Source organism: uncultured Slackia sp., from assembly GCF_934630525.1.
Lineage (GTDB): Bacteria > Actinomycetota > Coriobacteriia > Coriobacteriales > Eggerthellaceae > Slackia.
This window is the reverse complement of record NZ_CAKTVX010000011.1, coordinates 12,446-35,683: the sequence shown is the minus strand read 5'-3', so window position 1 is coordinate 35,683 and position 23,238 is coordinate 12,446. Positions and strand designations below refer to the sequence as shown.

Sequence of the window (23,238 nt, the reverse complement as noted above, 5' to 3'; positions counted from 1 at the left end):
TGTTGCGCGGCGAATATCGCATGGAGGCGCTCGCCACAAAGCGAATGGGCGCCCAGGGAATGAAGCGAGGGATGATTTGCGGGGTCCACGCGGGGGATTGCCGCTGTTCTCGAAAGTGCACAGCGTACAGCGTGTTCCTCAAAAAGCGAATGGCCCAGGCGGCTTTTGCAAAAAGTCGAATGGCGCATGGCGCCCGCCAAGGTCGAGTAGCCCATGGCGTCGCGCGTCGAAAAAAACGAAGGGCGTTCGATGATGCCTGCCGAAAAGCGAATGGCGTACAATGGCAGCCGTCAAAAATCGCGATAGGAATGCCATGGACCAGAACTTCTACAACCTTCTTTATAACGGCTACACGGGCGAGTTTCAGCTGATGGGCGCGCTGTATCGTAACGGTCTCGATGCGCTGCGTCCGCCGGCCGATATGGGCGTCGATGTGGTGACGGTGAACTTGAAGGCGCAGCTTCAAGATCCATCGGTGCAGCCTGAAACGCTCATGTTCCAGGTGAAAACTGCCGTAGTTACCGTCCAGAAGGCGGGGGAAGGCATGCGCGGTTATACAACGGTGTATTTCATGCTAAAGGAAAGCGAAGTCAACATGCTGTGTGCGGCGCGAACCCGTGCGCTCGTGTGCTACGTATATGACAATCGCAACAGCATGCTGACCGATGCCTACGAGGCGCCATTTATTAGTTTCTGGATCGATGGCGAGCATCTGCGCAAACTGCGCGAATCGGGCGCTTTCACCCAAGCCGACAACGGCAAGCTCGCGATTACCTGCCAGTTGCGCGAGCCCGCCGATGAGACGGGTCACTGGTACGCGTCGGTTATCGACCAAATGGGCAGAACGGTCGACAACGGATATTTGGGAAGCCTCGAGGCCGATGGCAACAGGAAGGACTCTTTCGACGGAGCTGACCATTACAGCATACGCGGGTATCTGGAGCACGTGAGAAAGGATTCATGCGGTGCGACCTGCGATAACCACGCTTTTGTGAAGGGGTCGGGGTCTACAGCGGCGAAACCTGCTGGCGCGCAGCCTGCTGCCGCGGAGCTCTCTGGCGCGGGGCCTGATGCCTCTCAATCTTCCGTCGCTCGGTCCGCTGGTTCGGAATCGGGCGCCGCGCAATCTGCCAGTGCGCAATCTGTTGGCTCGGAGCATGACGCTGCTCGATTAGTTGGCACGAAACCTTTTGTTGTCCAGGTTGTTGGCGTCGGCTCGGACGTCGCACGGTCCGATGCCGCGCAGCCTGCTGGTGCGGGGCAAACCGACGAGGGCGCGGCAGAAGTTGAGCTCCCCTGGTAGAGAGCCGGCTCGCTGTCCAGGACCCAACGGCCGATGTTGACCGAATGGTCCATGGCGCCTGCGAGATGGCTCGCTGCGCAAGGGCCGGTGGCTGGACAGGGAACGAACCGCAATCCATCCCTATGCTCGTTGCCCTGCGCCTATGCCGCGGGGCAGGGGCTGAACGGTTCGTCTGGCTCGTCGAAGTCGAAGAACTCCTCGAACTCCCACTCATCGGGCGTGCTGAAAACCGCTTCCGTCTCGGCGCGCTCGAGGCATGCGGCGAGCTCGGGGTAGCGCGGGTGGTCTTCGAGACGGAAGGCCTGCTCCATGCGGCCGCGCTGCCCGCGCACGAACACCCACCACATGCCGGCCGGGGTTTCGAGCAGCGCGCTCGCCGGCTTGTTGGCGCGCGTGGCGAAGTACTGCGCGGTTCGCTCGTCTTGGAAGGCGAGTACGAGCTGCGCGTCGCAGTTGCCGATGATTGAGTTTGCGGCGGGCGTCCCGTATCGCGCCTCGAGTTGGCTGACGGTTTGGCAAATGATCGTGCAGCTGATCTCGCGGCTGCGTATGACCGCCATCACGTCGTCGATGTGCGGCAGGTTCAGGTTCGCGAAATCGTCGAGCACGAATCGGACGGGCACGGGCAGGCGATGGTCGGGGTAATCGTGGTCGGCCGAATCGCAAAGCGCGCAGAACGCCTGGCGAATGAACATGCTCGTGAGCCTATCGAGGCTGCGGTCCATATCGTTGATGGTGACGAACAGCGCACGCTTTTCGCGGCCGAATGAACGAAAATCCACCTGACGCGCGCGGCGATACGCTTTTGTGGCCTCGGGAAAACCGAACGGCATGAGGTTCGCCGCAAGAATCCCCAGAATGCTCGAATGCATCTTCTCGGCGCCGCAGGTAACCCTCGTGCGACGGTAGAGCGCAGGCGCAAACGCGCCCGGTTCGTCGGCATCGAGTTGGGCGAACATCCTGTCAACGCGGCCGGAGCAGGCGGCCTCGAACACCTGCATCACTGATCCCATGTGCCACTCAGTGCTCGGTAGCGCCTCAAGCACGTAGGTGATGTAGGCGCACAGATAGTTCGCGGCGGCTTGCGGCCAAAATGGGTCGCTTTCGTGGTCTTCGATGGGACAAATCGCCGAGGCGATGGCGATGATGTCTTGCTGAAGGGGTTCGCCGTCGACGAAACGCACGTTGGCGAGTGGGTTGTAGCCCACAGTGCCTCCCATGGTGGAGAAGTCGAGCTGGTCGACTACGTATCCCGCTTCGGCCAGGTAAGGTCCCACTTCGCGATACAGGCTGCCCTTGCAGTCGAGCACGATGTAGGAGCCCGATGCCTGCAGCAGGTTGGGTTTGACGTGGTGTCGGGTTTTGCCGCCGCCCGAGCAGCCCAGCACGAGCACGTTGTTGTTCAGACCGCTTTGCCAGGTGTCGGTTTCGATTTCGGTATGGGCGGTGAGCAGGGTGCGTCCGCGGTATGCGAGGCGCGGGTCGCGCGTGTCGGCTTCATGCATGAGGCCCGATTCTACGGCGGTGTCGGTCCAAGGGCCGCGCCCAGTTTCGGCTGCGTTTTCGACGAGGGTTTCGAATTCGGCGATTTTCATAAGGTTCTCCTTAAAAGGGCTGTTGGTGAATGGAGAATGCGGTCGACGCGGTTGTTTGCGAGGGGTGCGGGGCGCGAGGAACGCGGTCGACGCGGCCGTTGGCGTGATTCGCGGGAGAAGGGCGCCTCCCTGGACTCGCGCCGCGCCGCACCAACCTTGCGTTGGGCCGCATCGAGCTCGCGTTGGGTTGTGCTCGCGCTGGGCCGCACCGACCTTGTGTTGCATTGCGCCGTGCCACGCTGCACCGTGCTCGGTGTTGGGTCATGCTCGCGTTGGACCGTTCCGAGCTTCGTGCTGGGGCCGTGCACATGACGACTGTGGTTGCGCCGCGTCGCACTCGGTGTTGGGGCCGCGTGCATGAAAGCCGTGGTTGCGGCGCGCATCGCGGCCACGACCGCGTGCCGCTTCTAGAGCTCGCGAATCACGCGGTCGGCTAGATGCGCGGCAACGGCTTCTTCGGCTTCGAAATACGTGTCGCGGGCCGTGAGTTCGAACACACGCTCGAGCGGCATGCCGGTATGCTCCGCAATGACCTGCGCGGTTATGTCGCGAATGCGCATCAAGTCGTCGGCGCGCGCCTTCACCGAAAGGGCGCTTCCGCCCACGCCTGCGCCGCCGATGAGCGGGTCGTGGATCATGACGCGGCTGTGCGGCAGCATGTCTCGCGTGTCGCCGGCGATGAACAGCAGCGCGGCCATGCTGGCGGCAAGCCCCAGGCACACGGTGCGCACGGGGCAGCTGATGGCGCTCATCACGTCGTAGAGCGCCAGTCCCGATTGCACCTCGCCGCCGGGGCTGTTGATGAACAGCGTGATGGGTGCGGCGGGGTCGGCTTTCTGCAGGTGGCGCAGGCCGCGGATGATGTCCGCGACCGATTCCGCGTCGACGGGCCCGCACAATTCGAGCTCGCGGCAGGCGAGCATCTCGTCGCGCATGTCGAATCGCTCGAGGCCAAGAGCGGTTTCTTGCATAATTTGGGGCGAGTAGGAAAACGTGCTCATGGGGCTCCTTCCAAGGGGCATGAAGACGCTACGGGTGCGCATGAGCGAGGGGGCGCCGGCGAAAGCGATACGGGTTGCGGTGATATGGCCGCGAGACTTTGAAGGGTCGCAAGGCGATGCAAAACGCCGCAAGGTCGCACGAAAGCTCGAAACGGCAGCGAAAACCACTCTGCTCGGGATGCGTCTTCGTATTCGGTTGTGATGGAAAAAATGAACCAGCATGTAACACGCCGCCGCGCTGTGCGCGACTCATAAGCAAGGGCCGCCGATGCGTCCCCCATGCGGTTTTAAAAAGGCTGAATCAGCCGTAACGGGTGCTTTTCGAATATAGCACGCTCGATTCGGGCTTTGCAAGAAAAAATAGCACAAGCGTTCGAAAAAGTACTCTTATCAGGTATTTTGTTGGACGTGACGCCGCGGTGCGCCGCCTGGGATATAATGCACTGTTCGTATGCATTCGCCCGCTTTTCCAGCCGCTTTTCGGCGCATTTCGCAGCGGGCGCACCCATAGAAAGGACCCCCGTGGCACCACTTGCCGACCAAATCGCCTCGCGCCGCACGTTCGCGATTATTTCGCACCCTGACGCAGGCAAAACTACGCTCACCGAAAAGCTGCTGCTCTATACCGGCAGCATTCAGACCGCCGGCTCGGTCAAGGGCAAATCGTCCTCCAAGCATGCCGTGTCTGACTGGATGGACATCGAAAAGGAGCGCGGCATTTCGGTCACGTCGTCGGTGCTGCAGTTTACCTACGACGATTGTTGCGTGAATATTCTCGACACCCCTGGCCATCAGGACTTTTCCGAAGACACGTATCGAACGCTCATGGCTGCCGACGCCGCCGTCATGGTTATCGACGCTGCCAAGGGCGTCGAGGCGCAAACCAAGAAGCTCTTCAAAGTGTGCACGCTGCGCCACATCCCCATTTTCACGTTCGTGAACAAGCTCGACCGCGAGGCGCGCGACCCGTTTGACCTCATGGAGGAAATCGAGTCGGTGCTCGGCATTGGCACGTATCCCATGAACTGGCCCATCGGCTGCGGCCAGAACTTCCGCGGCGTGTTCGACCGCCAGGCTCGCCGCGTGATTGCGTTCGAGGGCGACGGCCATGCGAACGCCACGAAGAAGGTTGCCGAAATCGAAGCCGAGCTCGGCGCGCCCGAGCTGGGCGAGCTCATCGGCGAGGCGAACCACGAGAACCTGATGGACGACATCGAGCTGCTCGACGGTGCGGGTGACGAGCTCGACTACGCCGCTGTGAACTGCGGAAAGCTTTCGCCGGTGTTCTTCGGTTCGGCGCTCACGAACTTCGGCGTCGAGCCCTTCCTGAAGGAATTCCTGCGCCTGGCGCCAAGTCCGCTGCCGTACACCGACACGCTCACCGGCGAACAGGTCGACCCGCAGCGCGACGATTTCAGCGGCTTCGTGTTCAAAATCCAGGCGAACATGGACAAGAACCACCGCGACCGCATCGCGTTCGTGCGCATTTGCTCGGGCAAATTCGAGCGCGGCATGGAGGCCTTCCATATGCAGGGCGGCAAGAAGCTCAAGCTCGCCACGGGCACGTCGCTTATGGCCGATGACCGCGCGATTGTCGACGAGGCGTACGCGGGCGACATCGTGGGCCTATTCGACCCGGGCATTTTCAGCATCGGCGATACGGTGTGCACGGGCAAAACGCATGTGCAGTTTCCCGAAATTCCCACGTTCGCGCCTGAAATGTTCAGCCGCATCACGCAGGTGAACACGCTGAAGCGCAAGCAGTTCGTGAAAGGTATGGAGGAGCTGGCTCAGGAGGGCGCCATCCAGATTTTCCGCGAACCGGGCTTTGGCATGGAAAGCGTCATCGTCGGCGTCGTGGGCGTGTTGCAGCTCGAGGTGCTCGAGCAGCGCCTGAAGAGCGAATACGGCGTGGAAGTGCGTCGCACAGGCCTACCGTACACCGACGTGCGCTGGATTAAAACCGACTCGAAGACGTTCGAGTTCTCGAGCCTGAACGTCACGCGCGACACGCTCAAGGTTGAGGACATGCGCGGGCGCCGCCTGCTGCTGTTCACGAGCCCGTGGAACGTGAACTGGGCGGTCGATAAGAATCCCGACATCGAGCTTTCCGAAGTGGGCAACTGGGAAGCGTAAGGCTTGCGGGCAAGTTGTGCCGCGGCATTGGCGATTTTGTGTGGCGTGAGCAGCCGCGTTGCTGAGCCGTTACAATACGAACCCTCCCATACGCGCCTTTTGGCGATAACTGAAGAATTCAAATTCCACCCGGGGTTGCCTGGGTGGAATTTTTCTGTCCCAAATGCGGGATGGGGAATGCGCGTGCGAAATGCCCAGTTGGGCGCTCCTTATGAAGGAAATCCTTTGCCGGGGTGCACTTTATTGGGCGTCTTCGCTTGGACGCTGCCTGTTTGGGGCGGCCCTTTATCTTGGTGCCGACTTGGGCAAGGCGGTCTGCTGGCTACGCCGCCGTTTGGCCAGGAGGTCCTTTGTTCGGCCTGCTTGGCCCTGCCGGCTATTCTGGCAGTGCTGCTTTTGCCCCCAGGCGACGCGCGCGACACGAACGACGTACGACGAAGAAGAATTGAGAGCCCTTGCAGCGCGACAAAATCAAACCGATCCTGTTCAGCATCATCAAGCACTCGAGCAAAGAGGAGCTTAAAGAGCAGCTCCCTCGCGACATCGTATCGGGCATCGTGGTCGCCATCGTGGCGTTGCCGCTTTCGATCGCGCTGGCAATTGCTTCGGGCGTCGGTCCTGAGCAGGGCTTGTACACGGCAATCGTCGCAGGCTTCCTCATCGCGTTTCTCGGCGGTTCTCGTGTGCAAATCTCCGGCCCTACAGCGGCGTTCGCGACCATCGTTGCCGGTATCGTCGCGACCGACGGCATCGATGGCCTCGTCGCGGCGACGCTCATTGCCGGCGTGCTGCTTGTGGCTATGGGCCTGCTCAAGCTGGGTACCATCATCCGCTTCGTTCCGTACACCATCACCACGGGCTTCACGGCAGGCATCGCGGTGACCATCGTCATTGGTCAGCTGAAAGATTTCTTCGGGCTCACGTACCCCACCGGCACGGTGACGGTCGAGACGGCTGATAAGGTTTCGGCGCTCGCGGCGAACTTCGGCACCTTCAATTGGCAGGCGCTCCTAGTGGGCGCGGTGTGCCTCGCGGTGCTGTTTTTGTGGCCGCGTTTGGGCGCGCTGGGCGCCAAGGTCCCCAGTTCGCTTGTCGCCGTTATCGTGGGCATGGTTATGGTGCCCCTGTTCGGCATGAACGTGAACACCATCGGTGATTTGTACACCATTAACGCCGGCCTGCCCGAGCTGCATGTACCGCAACTTTCAATCAATTTGCTGCGTGAACAGCTTCCCAACGGCATCACCATCGCTATTCTGGCCGCCATTGAGTCGCTGCTTTCGTGTGTTGTTGCCGACTCCATGATCAGCTCGCACCACCGCTGCAATATGGAGCTCGTGGCTCAGGGCGTGGGCAACATGGGATCGGTGCTGTTCGGCGGCATTCCCGCGACGGGCGCCATCGCGCGCACGGCCGCTAATGTGAAGAGCGGCGGACGCACACCGGTTGCCGGCATGGTGCATGCGCTCGTTTTGCTCGTGGTGCTCGTGTTCCTTATGCCGTACGCGGCGCTCATTCCCATGCCGACCATCGCGGCCATTCTGCTGCAGGTCGCTTACAACATGAGCGGATGGCGCAATTTCGCGCACCTGTGCCACACGGCTTCGAAGGGCGCGGTGGCCACGCTTCTGCTCACGTTCATGCTGACCATCGTGTTTGATCTGGTGACGGCCATTGCGGTGGGCATGCTCATTACCGTGGTGCTGTTCATGAAGATGGTTTCCGAGGAAACCGAGGTCAAAGGTTGGCAGTATTACTGCGACGCCGATTCCGAGGTCACGCATTTGCGCGAGCTGCCCAAGAGCGTGCGCGTGTATGAGATCAACGGCCCCATGTTCTTCGGCATGACCGACCGCATTACCGATATTTCGGTGAAGGAGTTCACGAAATACCTGATCATCCGCATGCGCGGCGTACCGTCGCTCGACTCGTCGGGCATGAATGCGCTTGAGAATCTCTACGATTACTGCGAGGAAAATGGCGTGAAGCTCATTTTCAGCCACGCCAACGAGCAGCCCATGAAAACGATGCGCCGTGCCGGCTTCGTCGACCTGGTGGGCGAGGAGCACTTCCGTCCGAATATCGATGACGCCATCGCCCACGCGCGTGAGCTGCTTGAGGCCGAAGAGGCTGCAAAGGGTGCCAAAGGAGCGAAGGCTGAAAAGGTTGCATAAACCGAAGGGCTGTGAAAGTTTGCGAGGGTGCGTTTGACGCGTGAAGGCGTGAGACCAAATAGCTGCATAGAAATCTGAAAAGGGGCCTTGTGCCCCTTTTTCGGTTGCTTTTCCTTCGGTTTGCACGAATATGCACGAAGTGCGTACCCATAATTTAGTTTTGCAATGAAGCGGACGTTTTATGCCGGTAAAACTCCAGGTCGCGGCTTTTTTAGTTACAATGCGAAGCGGCTTTTTCGAACCAGGGTACGCACTTCGCGCGATTTCTTGCAACAAACCATTTCCGATGCTTATTTTGCAATCCCCATGCCCTGAGCGTACCATGAGGCGACTTGCTCGGGCGTCTCGCTCACGCCACTCCCGAACCACCACGAAACTATGCGCGAAAACAAGCTCGCGCATAGTACGCGCATCAGATCTGCAGGCATGCCCTTTGGTGCCACCGGGCCGCTTTTTTCAAACAGCACGCCGAGTTGTTGCTCGAAGTACCTGGTGAAGCGCAATCTGCAATCGTGTTGGGAAATCGGGGATTGGCAACCATAGAAACATCTTTTTCGACGCTGCCTAATCCGTCTCTTTGCCGCGCTGTGCAATGCATGCTCTTAGGGCGAATTTCGCGGTCTTGCGTTTGAGCTAAGGGCGCGAATTAGAAGCTATGCTTTGTGGCGGGGATATGCCCACACCGCGCTGGGCGCACGTTGCTTCTGCCTCCTTGCACGCTGTGATTCGACCACGGGGCCATCGTTTGCGCGAAGATGGCCCCGTGTCAGCCATGGGGTTATGGCTTGCGTGTCGTCGTCGACTAAAGCTTGCGTAGCGTTATGGCAATGGTGTTCAAGTATTCGAGCGCGCCAGCTTCGATAGCCTTGCGATCGCCTTGCGCGTAGGGGTTGTCGCACGCGAGCCAATCGGCCCATGCCTCAGTGGTGCACTCCATAGCGTGCATATCAACGATTTCGACTCCTTCGGTTTGTGAAATCATAGCTCGCCACCAGGCGATATCGTGCATATAGTCGAGCTGCTCGGACGTCCACGACTCAAGCAGGCATGCTGGCAGGTTGTTGTGGCAATCGCGCACCATGCCGGGAAGGGCCAGGTAGAGCATGTCGTTTCGTTTTACGTAAGGCAGCAGCTTCTCGCCGAGATAGTGCGGGTCGCGGCCATAATAGTTGTATGAATCAACGCTCACCACAGCGTCAAAGAATTCTGGTGCAAACGGCAGTCCCTGCGTGGCGTCGGCTTTCACGGGGTGAATGGTCTCAGGGAGAATGCCGAGCTCGTTGAAGAACGCACGGTTCTCGACGGGGTTGCTCCACAGGTCGACGGCATACACGTCGAACCCGTACTCGCGCGCAAGCATTGCGCTTGTGATGCCCGTGCCCGAGCCAAGGTCGCATACGACTGAGCCAGGTGCCAGATTCACTTCACTCAGGAGCTCTTCGCAAATTTTGAGTGGGTTGGGACCCATAATTTTCTCGCGCACGAGATTGGCGGGGAAGCTATTTGCTTTTGGGAAATTCAGTGTTCAGTCCTGTCTTTTGAAAACAGCGGCTGCGTTGCCATGCGCGTTGGTGCTAACGCGCATCCACAACCGCCGTGTATTTGCTCATATGGTTCAACAGGCGGGAAAAGCGCCACACGAATTTAAGCCCTGAGGGCCCTCCTTATCGCATTATTCGTTTGGCGTTCCCTAAAGAACAACGACCGTAAGCCATCACCCTTGATAATCGGTCTTGGAGGGCCAATCCCTCTCCGTTGCGTTCGATTCTAGCACGCCGTTGCGGCTATTTCTCTTCTTGTGCTTCCATGAAAGGAAAAAGTAAGGTTGTCTTCAGGGTGAGGTCTTCGCCGTACTTGTTCGGCCTTTTTTGTACAGCTCTTTTGCTGGTTGCGTTTGGACGCCGGCGCGTTGATTGCGACATACGAGCATTGCTACGAGCCTCGTTGCATGAAAACGCACGAAGTGCGTACCCGTAAAAGAAACAATGGGCGAGACGTCAGGATTGAATTTTCGTGACCTGGGGTTTTGCAGCGGCGCGCGTTTGTTGCTATCTCAAGCGCTCGACAAGGGTACGCACTTCGCGCGTTTTCACGCAACCGCATTTCGGCGCGGCGCAAAATGCATGAGCCAATCGGGCTATTGCCCGAGGGTCGCCCAGTCGATGAAGATGTTGCGCCTTAAATCTATTTCGCGCCGCGTTTCTTCGGCGCTCTTGTTTCGATACGTAACTCCGATTTGCTTGGCGACCATCCTGCGCACCACGTCGAAATTGGCGCGCTCGGCGATTTGCCGGTAGGTGAGCGGCATAACGGTAAAGCCCATCTGTTGAAGCGCGGCCATTCGGTCCGAATCGGAAATCGCCGCCGCGTAATCGTCGTGGGCTACCTTCCCTTGGCACTCGATAATGAGCGGGCTGGACGTTTCAGGGACGTCGAAGAGCAGGTCGGCGTAGCAGGCGGTTTTACTGCAGATGCGCCTCGCGTTTCTCGAAAGCGGAATCTTCTCATTGTTGGTGAAGCTCGAAAAGCCTTCGCCTCCTTTGCTTCTTGGCAGCGCGAACAGCATCGAAGCCTGCGCTTCGAAGGGCGAAGCCGTAATTCCGGTCACGTATTTCACCGCACGCGCGAACTGCCGTCCGCCGCGAGCACTTTTCATTTCGACGGCGAATCGCTGCAGCTCGTTTATCTCGATAAGCGGTTCGCGTTTCCAGAGGTCGGTCTTTCGGCCGGCGGGACTTTTGATTCGTTGCCATCCGAATGAACGAGGAATCAGCTCGGAACAATCGATTCGATCGAGGAGCGCCTCGATAAGCGGGCTCGGCCGAAAAACCGAAAATGTGCCGCAGAATTCGTACATTGCCATCGCAAGATGAACTTCGCTGGTGTGTCCGGTGAGACTGAGCAGGGAATAAAGGGGACTTGTCGTCAAGATTCCCAGACTGGTTTCTTGTATGCATCCCGACGGCAATTCGTTCGTGACGAGGTGTGATACCGTGCTCGAATTATTCAAGCGCTGTTTGCGATCGCGCGTCAGAAGGTGAACGGGCCCGCCAAGCACCTCCTGCGTGAGCACGTGGTTTTTGAACCCGGCGCGATTCCTGTCGCATGCCCTATCGGGGTAAGGCGGGCAGAGCATAAGAATCTGCGGAGGGGTCCGATGAAAGCGGAACGCCGATATGTCGCACAAAATTTCTTCCATGTGCGAACTTTACCAGGCCCGGCACGCCAGGAGGGGCAAAATGGGGAGACGGGGCTGAAATGTATCGTTTCGTTGCATGAAAACGCACGAAGTGCGTACCCTCTTGGCGATGTTGTCGAATTGGCGGAGGAGCGTTATTAACCGACCTGGGCTTTTATTGAACTGCAAAATTAATGCGAGAGCATAGAAATCAGCAGGGTACGCACTTCGCGCGTTTTCATGCGAAAAGCTTCGAAGAAGTCCGTCAAGATGCTGCCGCCTGGGCCGCTCTTTGTTGCTGCCTGGGTCGTCCAACGTTTTACGCAACTAGATGTTGCTTGGAATGGTGCTTCGCGCACGATAAAGTTTAAGCAGGGAAGGCCGGCGGGCGGCATTCCAGACGGTGCTTCGTGGGAGGTTGCGAATGAATTTCGGAGAAACGCTTCTTGATCTGCGTAAACGCAAAGGGCTCACACAGGAGGAGCTTGCGGCGAAATTATACGTGACGCGTCAGGCGGTGTCGCGGTGGGAGCGCGGCGAAGTGACGCCCGGCATTGATATGCTGAAGCTTATCGCGAATGTGCTGAATGAGCCTGTTGCTCACTTGCTTGATTGGCCCGAGCATTACTGCGAAAGCTGCGGAATGATGCTCGCGCCCGAAGAATATGGCACCGATGCTCACGGTTCGGCCGACTCGCATTATTGCAAATGGTGCTACCAACAGGGCGAATATACCTATGAAACAACAATGGATGCCATGATCGAAGACTGTGCGCCGCGCCTGGCGGAAAGCACAGGAATGACGCGCGACGAGGCCGTGTCTCTTATGGGCGCGGTGTTGCCGCACCTGAAGCGCTGGAGCGCGGTGCACTCGAACGAGATGCGTTATGGCATTGAGGCTCGCGAGCGCTATGGCGATGCGGCGGTTGATGCGGCCAATGAAAGGCTGCTCGACATGAGCGATGAGGAGTGGGGGACGAAAGAAAAGCTTGAAGTCGCGATTATCAAGCAGTTGAAGAAGGCGATGTCGACGGGCGATGCGTTGAGCCCTGAAGCTACGAAGTTGGCGCGCATGCATGCCGACTGGATTTGCATGCAATGGGCAAAGGGCGCCTATTCGCCGCAAGCTCACGTCTGTCTCGCTCAGGGATATTTGGCCGATAGCCGATTCGTCGAGTATTATGACTCCCGCGCGGGAAAGGGCGCGACGGAGTTCCTCATGAAGGCGATAGAGGCTGCGCTCGTTTAGAGCGATACGCTGTCGCGCAGATGATGCGGATCGGCTCATGCATGTGAGCCAGCTGGAACTCATGGGCTCTTTGAATCGGCACGGGCATCTGATGCGGCTACGCTATTTCGTCCGATTTGGATAAGCCAGTCGCAAGCCGTCCACAGGGCCCGATCGTACATGGCGTTTCTGTCCCAGTTTTATCCCAATTCGGAAACAGATGTTGCAAAAGCTACCAATTCGTATTGAGACGGTGTATCATTTGCAGCATAAGCCACGGGCGAAGGGCCCACGGCTGGAAATCCAAAAGGGGGATTCGAAATGTCCAAATACGCTGGAACCCAAACTGAGAAAAACCTGCAGGCTGCGTTCGCGGGCGAGTCGCAGGCGACCAATAAATACACGTATTTCGCGTCGGTCGCGAAGAAAGAGGGCTACGAGCAGATTGCCGAAATCTTCCGCAAGACTTCCGCGAACGAGCAGTATCACGCCAAGATGTGGTTCCGCGAGCTCGAGGGCATTGGCACCACGGCGGAAAACCTTGCCGCTGCGGCCGATGGCGAGAATTTCGAGTGGACCGACATGTACGACGAGTTTGCCAAGACGGCTGAAGAAGAGGGCTTCCCCGAGCTCGCCGAAAAGTTCCGTCAGGTTGGCGCCATCGAGAAGCATCATGAGGAGCGTTATCGCGCGCTGCTGCACAACGTCGAAACCGCCGCTGTGTTTGAGAAGAGCGAGGTCAAGGTGTGGGAATGCCGTAATTGCGGCCACATCGTCGTAGGCACGAAGGCTCCGGACGTGTGCCCCGTTTGCAACCATCCGCAGGCGTACTTCGAGATTTCGGCTGAAAACTTCTAAGCCGAAATCGATCTCGAAAGTAAATATCGAACATCGCAAGAAAGCCGCCCAAGGGCGGCTTTCTTGATGAGATCTCCCGTTTTCGGGGTCGATTCGCATGGTGAGAAATGAACGTTTACGAGGCAAAAGGGCTTATGGGAAAAGCCCGGGACAAAAGCCCGGGACATAAACCCATAGCGCAAAAGCACGCAGGGGAAGAGCCTCGGACAAAAGCCCACAGGACAAGCTGTGCCTGTTTCCAGAGCGCCCGCGCAAGCCTTGTTTATCTTTCATGAAAGAAGCCGCCCGAACCGACTTTTCCTATAAACCGAAGTGGGTGCCACAAGACCTAGCCTTCAGGCCATACGAATTCGGCGGCGCCCGCCTCGCCTCCATCGATAAGGAGGTTTTGGCCGGTCATGAAGCGATTCGTCACGCCAACGAAATAAACCCACTCGGCGATTTCGTCGGGTTCGGCCCAACGGCGCAGCGGCGTGAGCTGCATGATACGCTCCCACATGGCGGCGTCGTCCATCACGGGGCGATTGAGCTCGGTAAGCACGCCTCCCGGGTCGACGCTGTTGCAAATGCCCTGGGGCGCCAAGCGATTTGCGACGTTTTTCGTGTACGAAAGAATGCCGCCCTTGCTCGCTGCGTACTCGGGAAATTCGGAACCCGTGTGTCCGCTCGCCGAGCCGACATTCACGATCGAGCGAATCCACGGCGCGGGCTTCGCGGCGGGAAAGTCGCCCACGAATGCGTACGCCTCGGTGATATTGATGGTGCCCTGCAGGTTCACGGCAATATCGTCTGCGCCCTGCACGCCGGCATTATTCACGATGACGTTAGGCTCGAGACCGGCAGGAAACGCTGCTCGATCACGCACGTCGACAATGAAATGCTCGTATTCTGCGTGAGCAATCGACGCCGGCGCGATATCGAAGCCGTACACCTGCCACCCGCGCCGTAAAAACAACTCGGCGCATGCTCGGCCAATGCCTGCCGAAGGGCCCGTTACGAGTGCCTTCATTGGTTGGCTTTCTGTGCGGCGATGCGATTGATGTATGCTGCGCCCACGTTCTCGCGCTCCCAGCCGCGCACGACTTTGTAGCCCACGGGGCTCAGCAAAATCTCGCACAGCAGCTCAGCCATAGCACCCGTGAACGAGCAGGTGAGCACCTGAATCCACGTCCAGCCGAAGAACACATGCGACACGACGATGGCGAAAATCAAGTTGTCGACGAACTGCGCAATGCCTGTGGAAATGTAGGAACGCTTCGCGAACGCGCCGAAGGTATTCGACGTGGAAAGGCGGCCGATGGCCACGTTGAGCAGGGAATTCACGGTCGACGAGCACAGCATCGCAAGCGAGCTGCCCAGCACGACGTACCACGTGCCGCCGATGGTGGCGTTCAGGGCGTCGTTGACTTCGACCATGCCGGTGTCGTAATAGGCGCCCCACATGCCCGGGGTGAGGCTCATGAGCCAGAAGAACAGGCACACAGCCAGGTTCACGCCCAGCGCGAGAATCGAGATTTTGATGGACGCCTTCGCGCCGAAGCGCTTGCAGATCATGTCCATGCAGAGGAAGGAAACCCAGCTCACGGCGAAGCCGCAGTCGAGCGCGAGCCATGGCGTGCTCAGAAGCTCCTTGTTTGCCATGAGATTCATGAGGATGACGCTCACGATGAAAATCGTGACGGTGGGAGCGGGAATGCTCCGCAGCAAGACCTTGTAGTCTTCGAAAAATTTGCGCATTGCGACTTTCTCCTTTGGTTTTAGGTTTTACAAGCAGGATTTCGGACCCGAACTGCTTGGGTGGCGCTTCTTGCTTTTGCGTACCATTTACCATAATAACGCTCTGGTTCTGTTTTTCCAAGGCAATGCGCGCGCTTTGCACAACGAACGCGCGCCCGTCATATAGAATTCAACGGTTGCATAAATACACATGAATGCGGAAGGTTTAGCGCCCATGCTTATTGAAGCTTTAAAAGCACTGCTCATTGGTCTGGTCGAGGGCATTACCGAATGGCTGCCTATTTCCTCGACGGGCCACATGATTCTCGTTGACGAGTTCGTGAAACTGCAGGTTTCCGATTCGTTCCTTGCGCTGTTCTTGGTGGTTATCCAGATTGGCGCCATCATGGCGGTCATTATTCTGTATTTCCATAAGCTCAACCCCTTCTCGCCGAGCAAAACGGTCGACGAGCGTCGCAGCACGTGGCGCCTTTGGGGCATGGTGGTCATTGGGTGCCTGCCTGCGGCCGTGTTCGGTTTCGCGCTCGACGATTTCATGAACGAGCATTTCTATAACAAAGTTACCGTCGCGGCCATGCTCGTTTTGTACGGCATCGTGTTCATCGTGCTCGAGCGTCGCAATCGCCGTCGTTTCAAGGAAGCGCTCGCCGAGGTGGAAGCGCCGCGCGGCCGTCATGCGCGCGTGAGCGAGGCCGACGCTGAAGCCGCCGCCGAGGCGTCGCTGTTCAAGGTGACGAACGTCGACGACATCGATTGGAAAACCGCGCTGAAGATCGGCTTCTTCCAGTGCTTGGCCATGGTCCCCGGCACGTCGCGCTCGGGTGCAACCATCATTGGCGGCATGCTCACGGGCTGTTCGCGCACGGCTGCGACTGAGTTCACGTTCTTCCTGGCCATTCCCGTGATGCTCGGTTGGGGCGTGGTGAAGGTTGCGAAGTTCGTTTTGGCAGGCGTTGCCATGACGCAGACCGAAATCGTCGTGCTCGTGGTGGGCATTGTGACCGCTTTCGTGATGTCGGTCATTTCAATCAAGTTCCTCATGGGCTATATCAAGAAGAACGACTTCACGGCATTCGGCATTTACCGCATCATCGTGGGCGCGCTGGTTTTGGGCTATTTCGCGTTCGAGACCATGGGAATGTTGCCGTAGGAAACTCGCGGGAAACGGACCTGTCCGCCCCATGCCCCAGTGCATGGTTTCATGCTCAAACAGTCCTGAGCTCGCGCAAACAGCACATGAGGTGCTGTTTGGCTCGTGCGGAACTGTGCGGAAAACCACGCACTGAGGCATGGGGCTTCGTTTATATTTGCTTGCGTCGAAGGTGGATATATGACTAGCATCGATATCGATTCCTTGAATCCCGCGCAGCGCGAGGCCGTGCTGTGCACCGAAGGCCCGCTGCTCGTGCTCGCGGGCGCTGGTTCGGGTAAAACGCGCGTGCTCACGTATCGCATTGCGCATATGCTCGCCGACAATGGCGTGCAGCCGTGGGAAATTCTGGCTATCACGTTCACCAACAAGGCGGCCGCCGAGATGCGCGAGCGCTTGAGCAAGCTCGTGGGCCCGGGCGCGCGTGGCATGTGGGTGTCTACCTTCCATAGCATGTGCGTGCGCATTCTGCGCGTCGATTGCGAGAAGCTCGGTTTCGACAAGGGCTTCACCATTTACGACGACGACGATTCGAAGCGCCTCGTGAAGGACATCTACAGCGAGCTCGATTTGGATCCGAAGCGCTGGCCCATCAACAACATTCGCAATCGCATTTCATCCGCGAAAAACGAACTTATGACTCCGGGCGAATTCGCGAAAAGCGCCACGGGCGACCCTGGTGCGAAGGTCGCGGCGCGCGTGTACGAGAAGCTGCAGCAGCGCTTGAAGGCGGCCAACGCATTCGACTTCGACGATTTGCTGCTCTACACGCATTTGCTTTTGAAGAACCATGCCGACGTGCTCGAGGCGTACCAAAATCGCTTCCGCTATCTGCTCGTGGACGAGTATCAGGATACGAACAAGGCGCAGTACGAGATCACGAAGCTGCTCGCCGCGAAAAACCAGAACATCATGGTCGTAGGCGACGACGACCAGTCGATTTATAGCTGGCGTGGCGCCGACATTCGCAACATTCTGGAATTCGAGAGCGATTATCCGAATTGCAAAACGGTGAAGCTCGAGGAAAACTACCGCTCAACGGGCAACATCCTGAATGCGGCGAACGCCGTAGTGCGCCATAACCAGCATCGCAAAGACAAAACGTTGCGCACTTCCCAGCCTGATGGCGACAAGATTTACGTGTATGTGGCGTCGGATGAGCGTGACGAAGGCCGCTGGATTGCTGGAGAAATCGACAAGCGCCGATCCGAAGGCTTCTCGTATGACGAGATGGCGGTGTTCTATCGCACGAACGCTCAGTCGCGCTCGCTCGAAGACATGATGCTGCGCGCTGGCGTTCCCTACAAGATCGTCGGCGGCACGCGATTCTTCGATCGCGCCGAAATTCGCGACGTTATGGCATACCTCACGTTGCTCGTGAATCCCAACGACGATATTGCGGCCAAGCGCGTCATCAACACGCCGCGCCGAGGCATCGGCAAAACCACCATCGATTATATCGACCAGGCGGCAGCCATGACGAACATGCCGTTCATGCTGGCGGCTGAGCTGTGCGTGGCTGACGAGAACCTGCAGATGCGCGCCCGCACGGCGCTTGGTGGCTTCGTCTCGCTTGTCGAGGAGTGCCGCAGCTACGGCGGCGATTTGCGCAAAGTGATCGAGGCGGTTATCCAGAAATCGGGCCTCATTGCCGCGCTTGAAAATGAGAACACCGACGAAGCGCGCGGGCGCGTCGAGAACATCAAGGAGTTCTTGTCAGTTGTCGAGGAATACGTGCAGTCGCACCAGAATTCCGAGGAAGAAGAGCCCGAGCTGCCCGAAGGCGAGAACCTCGCGGGCGTGCGCCAGCTTTCGCCCGATTCGCTGGCTGACTTCATCGAGTGGGTTCGCCTGCGCACCGATTTGGATTCTATGGCCGAAGACGATTCCGCCGTCACGCTTATGACGGTGCACGCGTCGAAGGGCCTGGAGTTCGACGTGGTGTTCGTCGCGGGCATGGAAGAAACGCTGTTCCCGCATTCGAATTCCTCGCAAGACGAATCGGGCTTGGAGGAAGAGCGCCGTCTTGCCTATGTCGCCATTACGCGTGCGCGCAAGAAGTTGTATTTGACGTGTGCCCAATCGCGTACGATTTTCGGCGATACGGTCGCGAACCCGATTTCTCGCTTCATTGGCGAGATTCCGGGTGAGCTTCGCCAGACCATTGGCCTTGGCTCTATGGGCTTTTCGGGCACGGGTTGGGAAAAGCGCGGCAGCCGTCGCGGCATTTCGGGCTCGGGCGTGGAAGCGGGCGGCGGCCGTGTGTTCGGCCAGTCGAGCGCGAACGTGTCGGCGCGCCGCAATTCTTCGACGGGCGGGCGCACATTCGGGACCGGCAAGCCTGGCGGTGGGCAGTCGTTCTCTGATTTCACGGCAAGCCATGGCGGCGCTGCTCGCAAGAGCTCGAGCGCGTCGCATTCAACGCGCGCGGCGGGGTCGCTTGGTTCGAGTCGAGCGCGCGGCGGCAAGGTTCCCACGTATACGCCCGAAGGCGGTTGGGGCGGATCGGCCGCAGCCAGGGCGGCATCGGCTGGCAAGAAAGAGGCGGCGCACAATACGTTCGCGGCCGGCGATACCGTCGACCACAAAACGTTCGGCCGCGGCAAAGTGCTCAAGGTCGACGGCGATTCGCTCGTGATTAAATTCGCGCGCACAGGCCAGACGAAGACCTTGTTGAAAGACTACGCGCCTATCGTGAAAATCAATTAGCAATAGAAAGAGAGAGAGGGGCTTGCGGCTCCTCTCTCTTTCTATATGGCTTTCGATGAGCAATGGGAAAAAGAAAAGGGGCCCTGCAGGGTCCCTTTTCTTCAAAAATGCTGCAATCTCTTGCAAAGTTTGAGCTATACGTTGTAAAGAAGCGATTTCTTTACGCAGTTGCAAGCTTTTTGCCGACCATGCGGCCGAAGGTTGCGCAGCGGCCCGCGTTCAGGCCTGCAGCCTGATTGGGGTAGGTTCCCGCATAGAAGCAGCCTTGGTCGTTGCCGACAACATAGACGCCTTCGATAGGCTCGCCGTTTTCGCCGATGGGCTGCAGCTCGTCGTTAACCTGAATGCCGTCGAGTGTGCACAGCGTGAGGCCGCACGATTTCACGGTTGCATAGAACGGGGCCGTGCGCAGCTCGGACAGGCGGAACGCGTCCTTGCCGAAGTCGGGGTCTTCCTGGGCGTCGAAGAGCTCGTTCTGGCGTTCGCAGGTGGCAAGGAAGTTCTTCTTTGCGTCGCCTTCGAAGCCGAGCTTGCCAGCAAGCTCTTCAAGGGTGTCAGCCTTCACGATGTAGCCAGCATCGACGAACGATTCCATCTCGGGCTCAATCCATTCGTCCATCATTCCAGGGAACGCGTCATGGTCGGCGCCTTCGCGATAGGTGATGGTGGAGCAGCCAACGGTGTGGAAACGGTCGACATCGCCCTTCCAGTTCGCATCCCAAACCTGGTGCCAGTTGCGCTGGCCTTCGGGGTATTTGGTCATGGCATTCAGCACGAAGTCATACGGAGTCGATTCGTTATGGAAGCGCAGGCCGTCGTTGTCGACGCGCAGGAACGGCTGGGAGCTGAAGAAGTAGTAGCCGTAATCATCGCCGGAAATCGAGTAGGGGTCGCCGACTTCCTGCTCTTTGGTGAGCAGGCAACGGTTGAACGTGAGCGACGTGTGCACGGCGTCCATCTTGGCGCCCGCCCACAAAAGCGTCTTGATGCCGTCGCCTGTGCAGTTCGGGAATGCGTCGAGGGTGCCCAGACACGAATAGCGCTCAGGCTGAAGCGCCTTGTACATGTCCTCGTTGTAGGCATAGCCGCCCGTTGCGACGATGACGCCCTTGCTTGCGTTGATGCGAATGTACTTGCCATCGGAATTCTTGGCGTAGACGCCTGCGACCTTGCCGTTCTCGACGATCAGGTTCTGCATGGGCGTGTTGAAGAGCACTTCGCAGCCCGAGAACGAGGCGATGTAGGTGTTGATGATCTCGGCGACGTCGCCCTCGCGGCTCGGATACTCGCCGTTGGTGCCATGGCCGGTCGGCCATTCGGGGTAGCGGGTTCCCTCGGGCATGTTCCACTCGAGCTGGACCACCATGCCGTTCTCGTTCATGAGGTCGGTGTACCAGTCGATGGCCTCGCCGGAATTGTCGGCCCATTTGCGAATGAGCTTGCTGTTCACCTGGCCGGACGCGTAGTGGTCGAAGTCGTTGACGATGTCCATCTTGTTGATCTTGGTACCCTGCGCGGCCTGGAGCTTCGTGTCGATTGCGCCAAGCGCGGAGCTGCGCACGCTCGAGCCCGATGCGGCCTTTTCGATGAGCAGGGTTTTCGCGCCATTTTCTGCGGCGCTTGCGGCGGCAAAGTATCCCGACGTGCCGGCGCCGACGACGACGACTTCGAAGTCAAGCGTTTCAACGCAGTCGCTGTCGGCGATTTGAGGTGCCTCGCCAAGCCAATCGTTGGCCTTGTCGCCATCGGTTGCGGCGGCTTCTTTGGAGCCGCTCTGCTTAGGCGAGCCGCAGCCCGTCATGCTTGCGACGGCGGCAAGTCCCATGGTTGCTGCTGCGCCCGTCAGAAACGAGCGACGATTCATTTCTGCAGTCATTCTTTTCCCTTCCCGTGTGCGCCCGTAGGCGCAAGCTTTCCGCCAAGGGCCAGAACGGATATGAGGGAGGGGTCCGTTCTAAACTCTGGCATGTTGCGTCTGCGCGGTCGTGCCGCATTCCAGACACTTGCAGCATGCCCGGCGATGTGAGGGAAAACATCGCCCAAATGCAGTGTTTGGCGTAAAATCGAGCTGTTTTCACCTAGAATAGGTGAGGTTTTGAGCTGGGATTTTCGTCACTATCGGTGAGGTTTGCATACGGTGATGCTAGAAACTCACCGTTATTAGTAGATAATCTCTTGCGCTTTGGGAACGTGAAGGGGCTGGCGGATTTCTCGCTATTCGCAATGGAGGGTTGCGTTTTGGCTATGAGCGACTTTGTGTCGAAGGTCGAAGGTTCGGTTCGACCGAGGCATTTGGGCCTTGGCTTCGTATGGGCTTGGATCTACTGTTCGTTTTCGACCTCGGCGTTGTTTGCGGGTCGTGCGGGTTCGTCCATTAATGCCGATTCTTCGTGGTTCGCTTCGGCCGTTGCCGTTGTCGGGTGCTTTTTCGTGTTCGCGCTTGTGTGGCGTCGTGTCGATATGTCACGCATGAGACCGGCCGCGTTTGCGGGTACCGTGCTCATGGCCGCGGGAACTTTCTTGTTGGGCGTATTCGACTTGCCCGCGTGGGCGGGCTCGCTCTGTGGCGTGGCGAGCGGCATCGGCAGCGGTCTGCTCGTCTTGTTTTGGGGTGATGCGTATTCTCGCCTCGAAACCGAGCGAGTGGAGATTGCGGTTCCCGCGGCGTCGGGGGTGATGCTCGCGTGCGCGTTCGTATTCCCCTATATTCAAGGACTGCCGGGCGTGTGCGGTGTTTCGTCGCTGCCTATTCTTTCAATGGTTTGCCTTTATTTAACATGGAACGATATTGACGCGGGTCGGTTTGTCGAACGTCTTTCCGAGGGGGAGACGTGGCGCGCGGGAGGGCGTGCGGGCTTGCGCACGAGCGCCGCGCATACCCTGGATGCCTCGCGGAAGGATACGCGGGGCATGCGTTTTTTGGGAATGCCGCCTTCGGCGATGCGCGATTGCTCAAATGGAAGCTCGCAAGCGCCTCAGAGGAAAGCGCTGGCGTTCCTCGTGAGGATATCGGTCGTGCTTTTCGCCGCGTACATGGCGATTGGCGTGACGTCTGCCACCGGCGGCGTGATCGATGCATTCCAGGCTGCCTATGGCTTCGATGCCGCGACTATGCTCGGATCGGTGTGCGGTGTGTGCTTGGCATTTTGGTTCATCTTCTTCTCGCCCCGCGTGAATGTGCCCGCGCTTTTGCGCTGGGTGGCTCCGTTTATCATGGTCGGGTTGGCTGCGATTCCTTTCAGCGGAATGGCTCCAGAATTCGTCGCGAGCGCAACGATGTCGGTGGCCGACACCGTGCTGCAGATCATCGCATTTCTAAGCTTGGTGAACTTTGTGCGAGCCGGCGTATTTTCGCCTGCGTTCGCCATTGGCGTGGGGCAGGGCATGATTCAGCTTGGTGTTTTGGTAGGCAATTTGGCCGGGAAGTGGTCGGCGCTCGCTGCAACGTCAAGCGGTTATGGTTTATGGGAGACCTCGCTTGTCGTGATATGCCTCTTTTCGGTTGCCATGGCGCTCGCGCCCTCTGATCGAAACATGGGCGGAATCGGTCTTCGCTATGCGGGCGACCTTGATGATGCGGTTCCCATGGGTGCCGGCGAGTTGTCCGTCTCGCAGGGTGGTTCAGCGGCGTCCGAGAAGGCGCTTCGTGCTTTTGAGGGCGAGGGCGATGGTCTATTGTCGCAGGAAGAGAACCTCGACGAAAAGGTTGTGCGCATAGCCGCCGAAGGTGGGCTTTCGGCGCGCGAGACCGAAGTGCTCGGCTATTTGGCTCGAGGCCGTTCGCAGCCGTATATTCGCGATGCGCTCGTGCTTTCGAAAAACACGGTGGCGAGCCATGTGAAGCATATTTATCAGAAGCTCAATGTGCATAGCCGGCAAGAGCTGCTTGACTTGTTTTCGGATTAAGTTGTCGGGTCACGGTGGGCGAGTATTGATGGTTGGCGGCCGATGACGCCTCGCGCGGTGGGCGCCGAGTGGCTTCCCATTGCCCGACTCGATGCATCGCTGCTGTTTGTTCTGTTACGTGTGGCAATCGGCCGCATTGCGCGTGGAGTCGATTCTTAAAGGCGTTCAAGGGCTATGAAGCAATTGCGGGTAGTGATTAAGGCCAGTCGTGGGCTGCAGAAAGCGTTAAAGCCGGCTTGCACGCAGCGTGGGAAGCCTTTGAG

The 23,238-nt window shown here is 58.6% G+C and carries 15 protein-coding genes; 8 read left to right on the top strand and 7 right to left on the bottom strand.

Features of this window, described 5'->3' with window-relative positions; genetic code table 11:
• Positions 1 to 280 precede the first annotated feature (280 nt).
• Positions 281 to 1,303: a hypothetical protein gene (locus Q0D41_RS08615; protein ID WP_294377954.1), complete on the top strand. Its 1,023-nt coding sequence runs from the start codon at positions 281 to 283 to the stop codon at positions 1,301 to 1,303.
• Between the two features lie 140 nt (positions 1,304 to 1,443).
• Here the strand turns inward: Q0D41_RS08615 and Q0D41_RS08610 are convergent, their stop codons facing one another.
• Both Q0D41_RS08610 and Q0D41_RS08605 read right to left on the bottom strand, forming a co-directional pair.
• Positions 1,444 to 2,898, bottom strand: coding sequence for a VirD4-like conjugal transfer protein, CD1115 family (locus Q0D41_RS08610; protein WP_294377950.1), 1,455 nt, complete (start codon positions 2,896 to 2,898; stop codon positions 1,444 to 1,446).
• A 407-nt stretch (positions 2,899 to 3,305) separates the two neighbouring features.
• Positions 3,306 to 3,899 (bottom strand): ClpP family protease, encoded by a 594-nt coding sequence (locus Q0D41_RS08605; RefSeq protein ID WP_294377948.1) that lies wholly within the window; start codon positions 3,897 to 3,899, stop codon positions 3,306 to 3,308.
• A 522-nt stretch (positions 3,900 to 4,421) separates the two neighbouring features.
• Here Q0D41_RS08605 and Q0D41_RS08600 point away from each other — a divergent pair.
• Positions 4,422 to 6,035 (top strand): peptide chain release factor 3, encoded by a 1,614-nt coding sequence (locus tag Q0D41_RS08600; protein ID WP_294377946.1) that lies wholly within the window; start codon positions 4,422 to 4,424, stop codon positions 6,033 to 6,035.
• Between the two features lie 455 nt (positions 6,036 to 6,490).
• The gene (locus Q0D41_RS08595; RefSeq protein WP_294377943.1) at positions 6,491 to 8,209 is read left to right on the top strand and encodes a SulP family inorganic anion transporter; all 1,719 of its coding nucleotides are present in this window, start codon (positions 6,491 to 6,493) and stop codon (positions 8,207 to 8,209) included.
• An 802-nt stretch (positions 8,210 to 9,011) separates the two neighbouring features.
• Here Q0D41_RS08595 and Q0D41_RS08590 read toward each other — a convergent pair.
• Complete coding sequence (locus Q0D41_RS08590) at positions 9,012 to 9,677, bottom strand: cyclopropane-fatty-acyl-phospholipid synthase family protein (RefSeq protein WP_294377940.1); 666 nt, start codon at positions 9,675 to 9,677, stop codon at positions 9,012 to 9,014.
• A gap of 669 nt (positions 9,678 to 10,346) precedes the next feature.
• A complete protein-coding gene (locus Q0D41_RS08585; RefSeq protein WP_294377938.1) occupies positions 10,347 to 10,865 on the bottom strand; it encodes a hypothetical protein in 519 nt (172 codons plus the stop codon).
• A 946-nt stretch (positions 10,866 to 11,811) separates the two neighbouring features.
• Between Q0D41_RS08585 and Q0D41_RS08580 the strand changes: the two genes are divergently transcribed.
• Both Q0D41_RS08580 and rbr read left to right on the top strand, forming a co-directional pair.
• Positions 11,812 to 12,636: a TipAS antibiotic-recognition domain-containing protein gene (locus Q0D41_RS08580; protein ID WP_294377935.1), complete on the top strand. Its 825-nt coding sequence runs from the start codon at positions 11,812 to 11,814 to the stop codon at positions 12,634 to 12,636.
• A gap of 300 nt (positions 12,637 to 12,936) precedes the next feature.
• Positions 12,937 to 13,473, top strand: coding sequence for a rubrerythrin (gene rbr, locus Q0D41_RS08575; RefSeq protein ID WP_294377933.1), 537 nt, complete (start codon positions 12,937 to 12,939; stop codon positions 13,471 to 13,473).
• Between the two features lie 328 nt (positions 13,474 to 13,801).
• Here the strand turns inward: rbr and Q0D41_RS08570 are convergent, their stop codons facing one another.
• Both Q0D41_RS08570 and Q0D41_RS08565 read right to left on the bottom strand, forming a co-directional pair.
• Positions 13,802 to 14,482, bottom strand: coding sequence for an SDR family NAD(P)-dependent oxidoreductase (locus tag Q0D41_RS08570; protein WP_294377931.1), 681 nt, complete (start codon positions 14,480 to 14,482; stop codon positions 13,802 to 13,804).
• Complete coding sequence (locus tag Q0D41_RS08565; protein ID WP_294377929.1) at positions 14,479 to 15,210, bottom strand: VUT family protein; 732 nt, start codon at positions 15,208 to 15,210, stop codon at positions 14,479 to 14,481. Before Q0D41_RS08565 ends, Q0D41_RS08570 begins: the two co-directional genes overlap by 4 nt.
• A 214-nt stretch (positions 15,211 to 15,424) precedes the next feature.
• Between Q0D41_RS08565 and Q0D41_RS08560 the strand changes: the two genes are divergently transcribed.
• The gene (locus Q0D41_RS08560; RefSeq protein ID WP_294377926.1) at positions 15,425 to 16,360 is read left to right on the top strand and encodes an undecaprenyl-diphosphate phosphatase; all 936 of its coding nucleotides are present in this window, start codon (positions 15,425 to 15,427) and stop codon (positions 16,358 to 16,360) included.
• 180 nt (positions 16,361 to 16,540) lie between these two features.
• Positions 16,541 to 19,069, top strand: a complete 2,529-nt coding sequence (locus Q0D41_RS08555; RefSeq protein WP_294377923.1) for an ATP-dependent helicase — start codon at positions 16,541 to 16,543, stop codon at positions 19,067 to 19,069.
• 160 nt (positions 19,070 to 19,229) lie between these two features.
• On the opposite strand, the gene Q0D41_RS08550 is transcribed toward Q0D41_RS08555, so the two are convergent.
• On the bottom strand, positions 19,230 to 20,945 hold the full coding sequence (locus tag Q0D41_RS08550) for an FAD-dependent oxidoreductase (protein WP_294377921.1): 1,716 nt from the start codon (positions 20,943 to 20,945) through the stop codon (positions 19,230 to 19,232).
• Positions 20,946 to 21,313: 368 nt separating this feature from the next.
• On the opposite strand from Q0D41_RS08550, the gene Q0D41_RS08545 reads away from it, so the two are divergent.
• On the top strand, positions 21,314 to 22,975 hold the full coding sequence (locus Q0D41_RS08545) for a response regulator transcription factor (protein ID WP_294377918.1): 1,662 nt from the start codon (positions 21,314 to 21,316) through the stop codon (positions 22,973 to 22,975).
• The last annotated feature ends 263 nt before the right edge of the window (positions 22,976 to 23,238 follow it).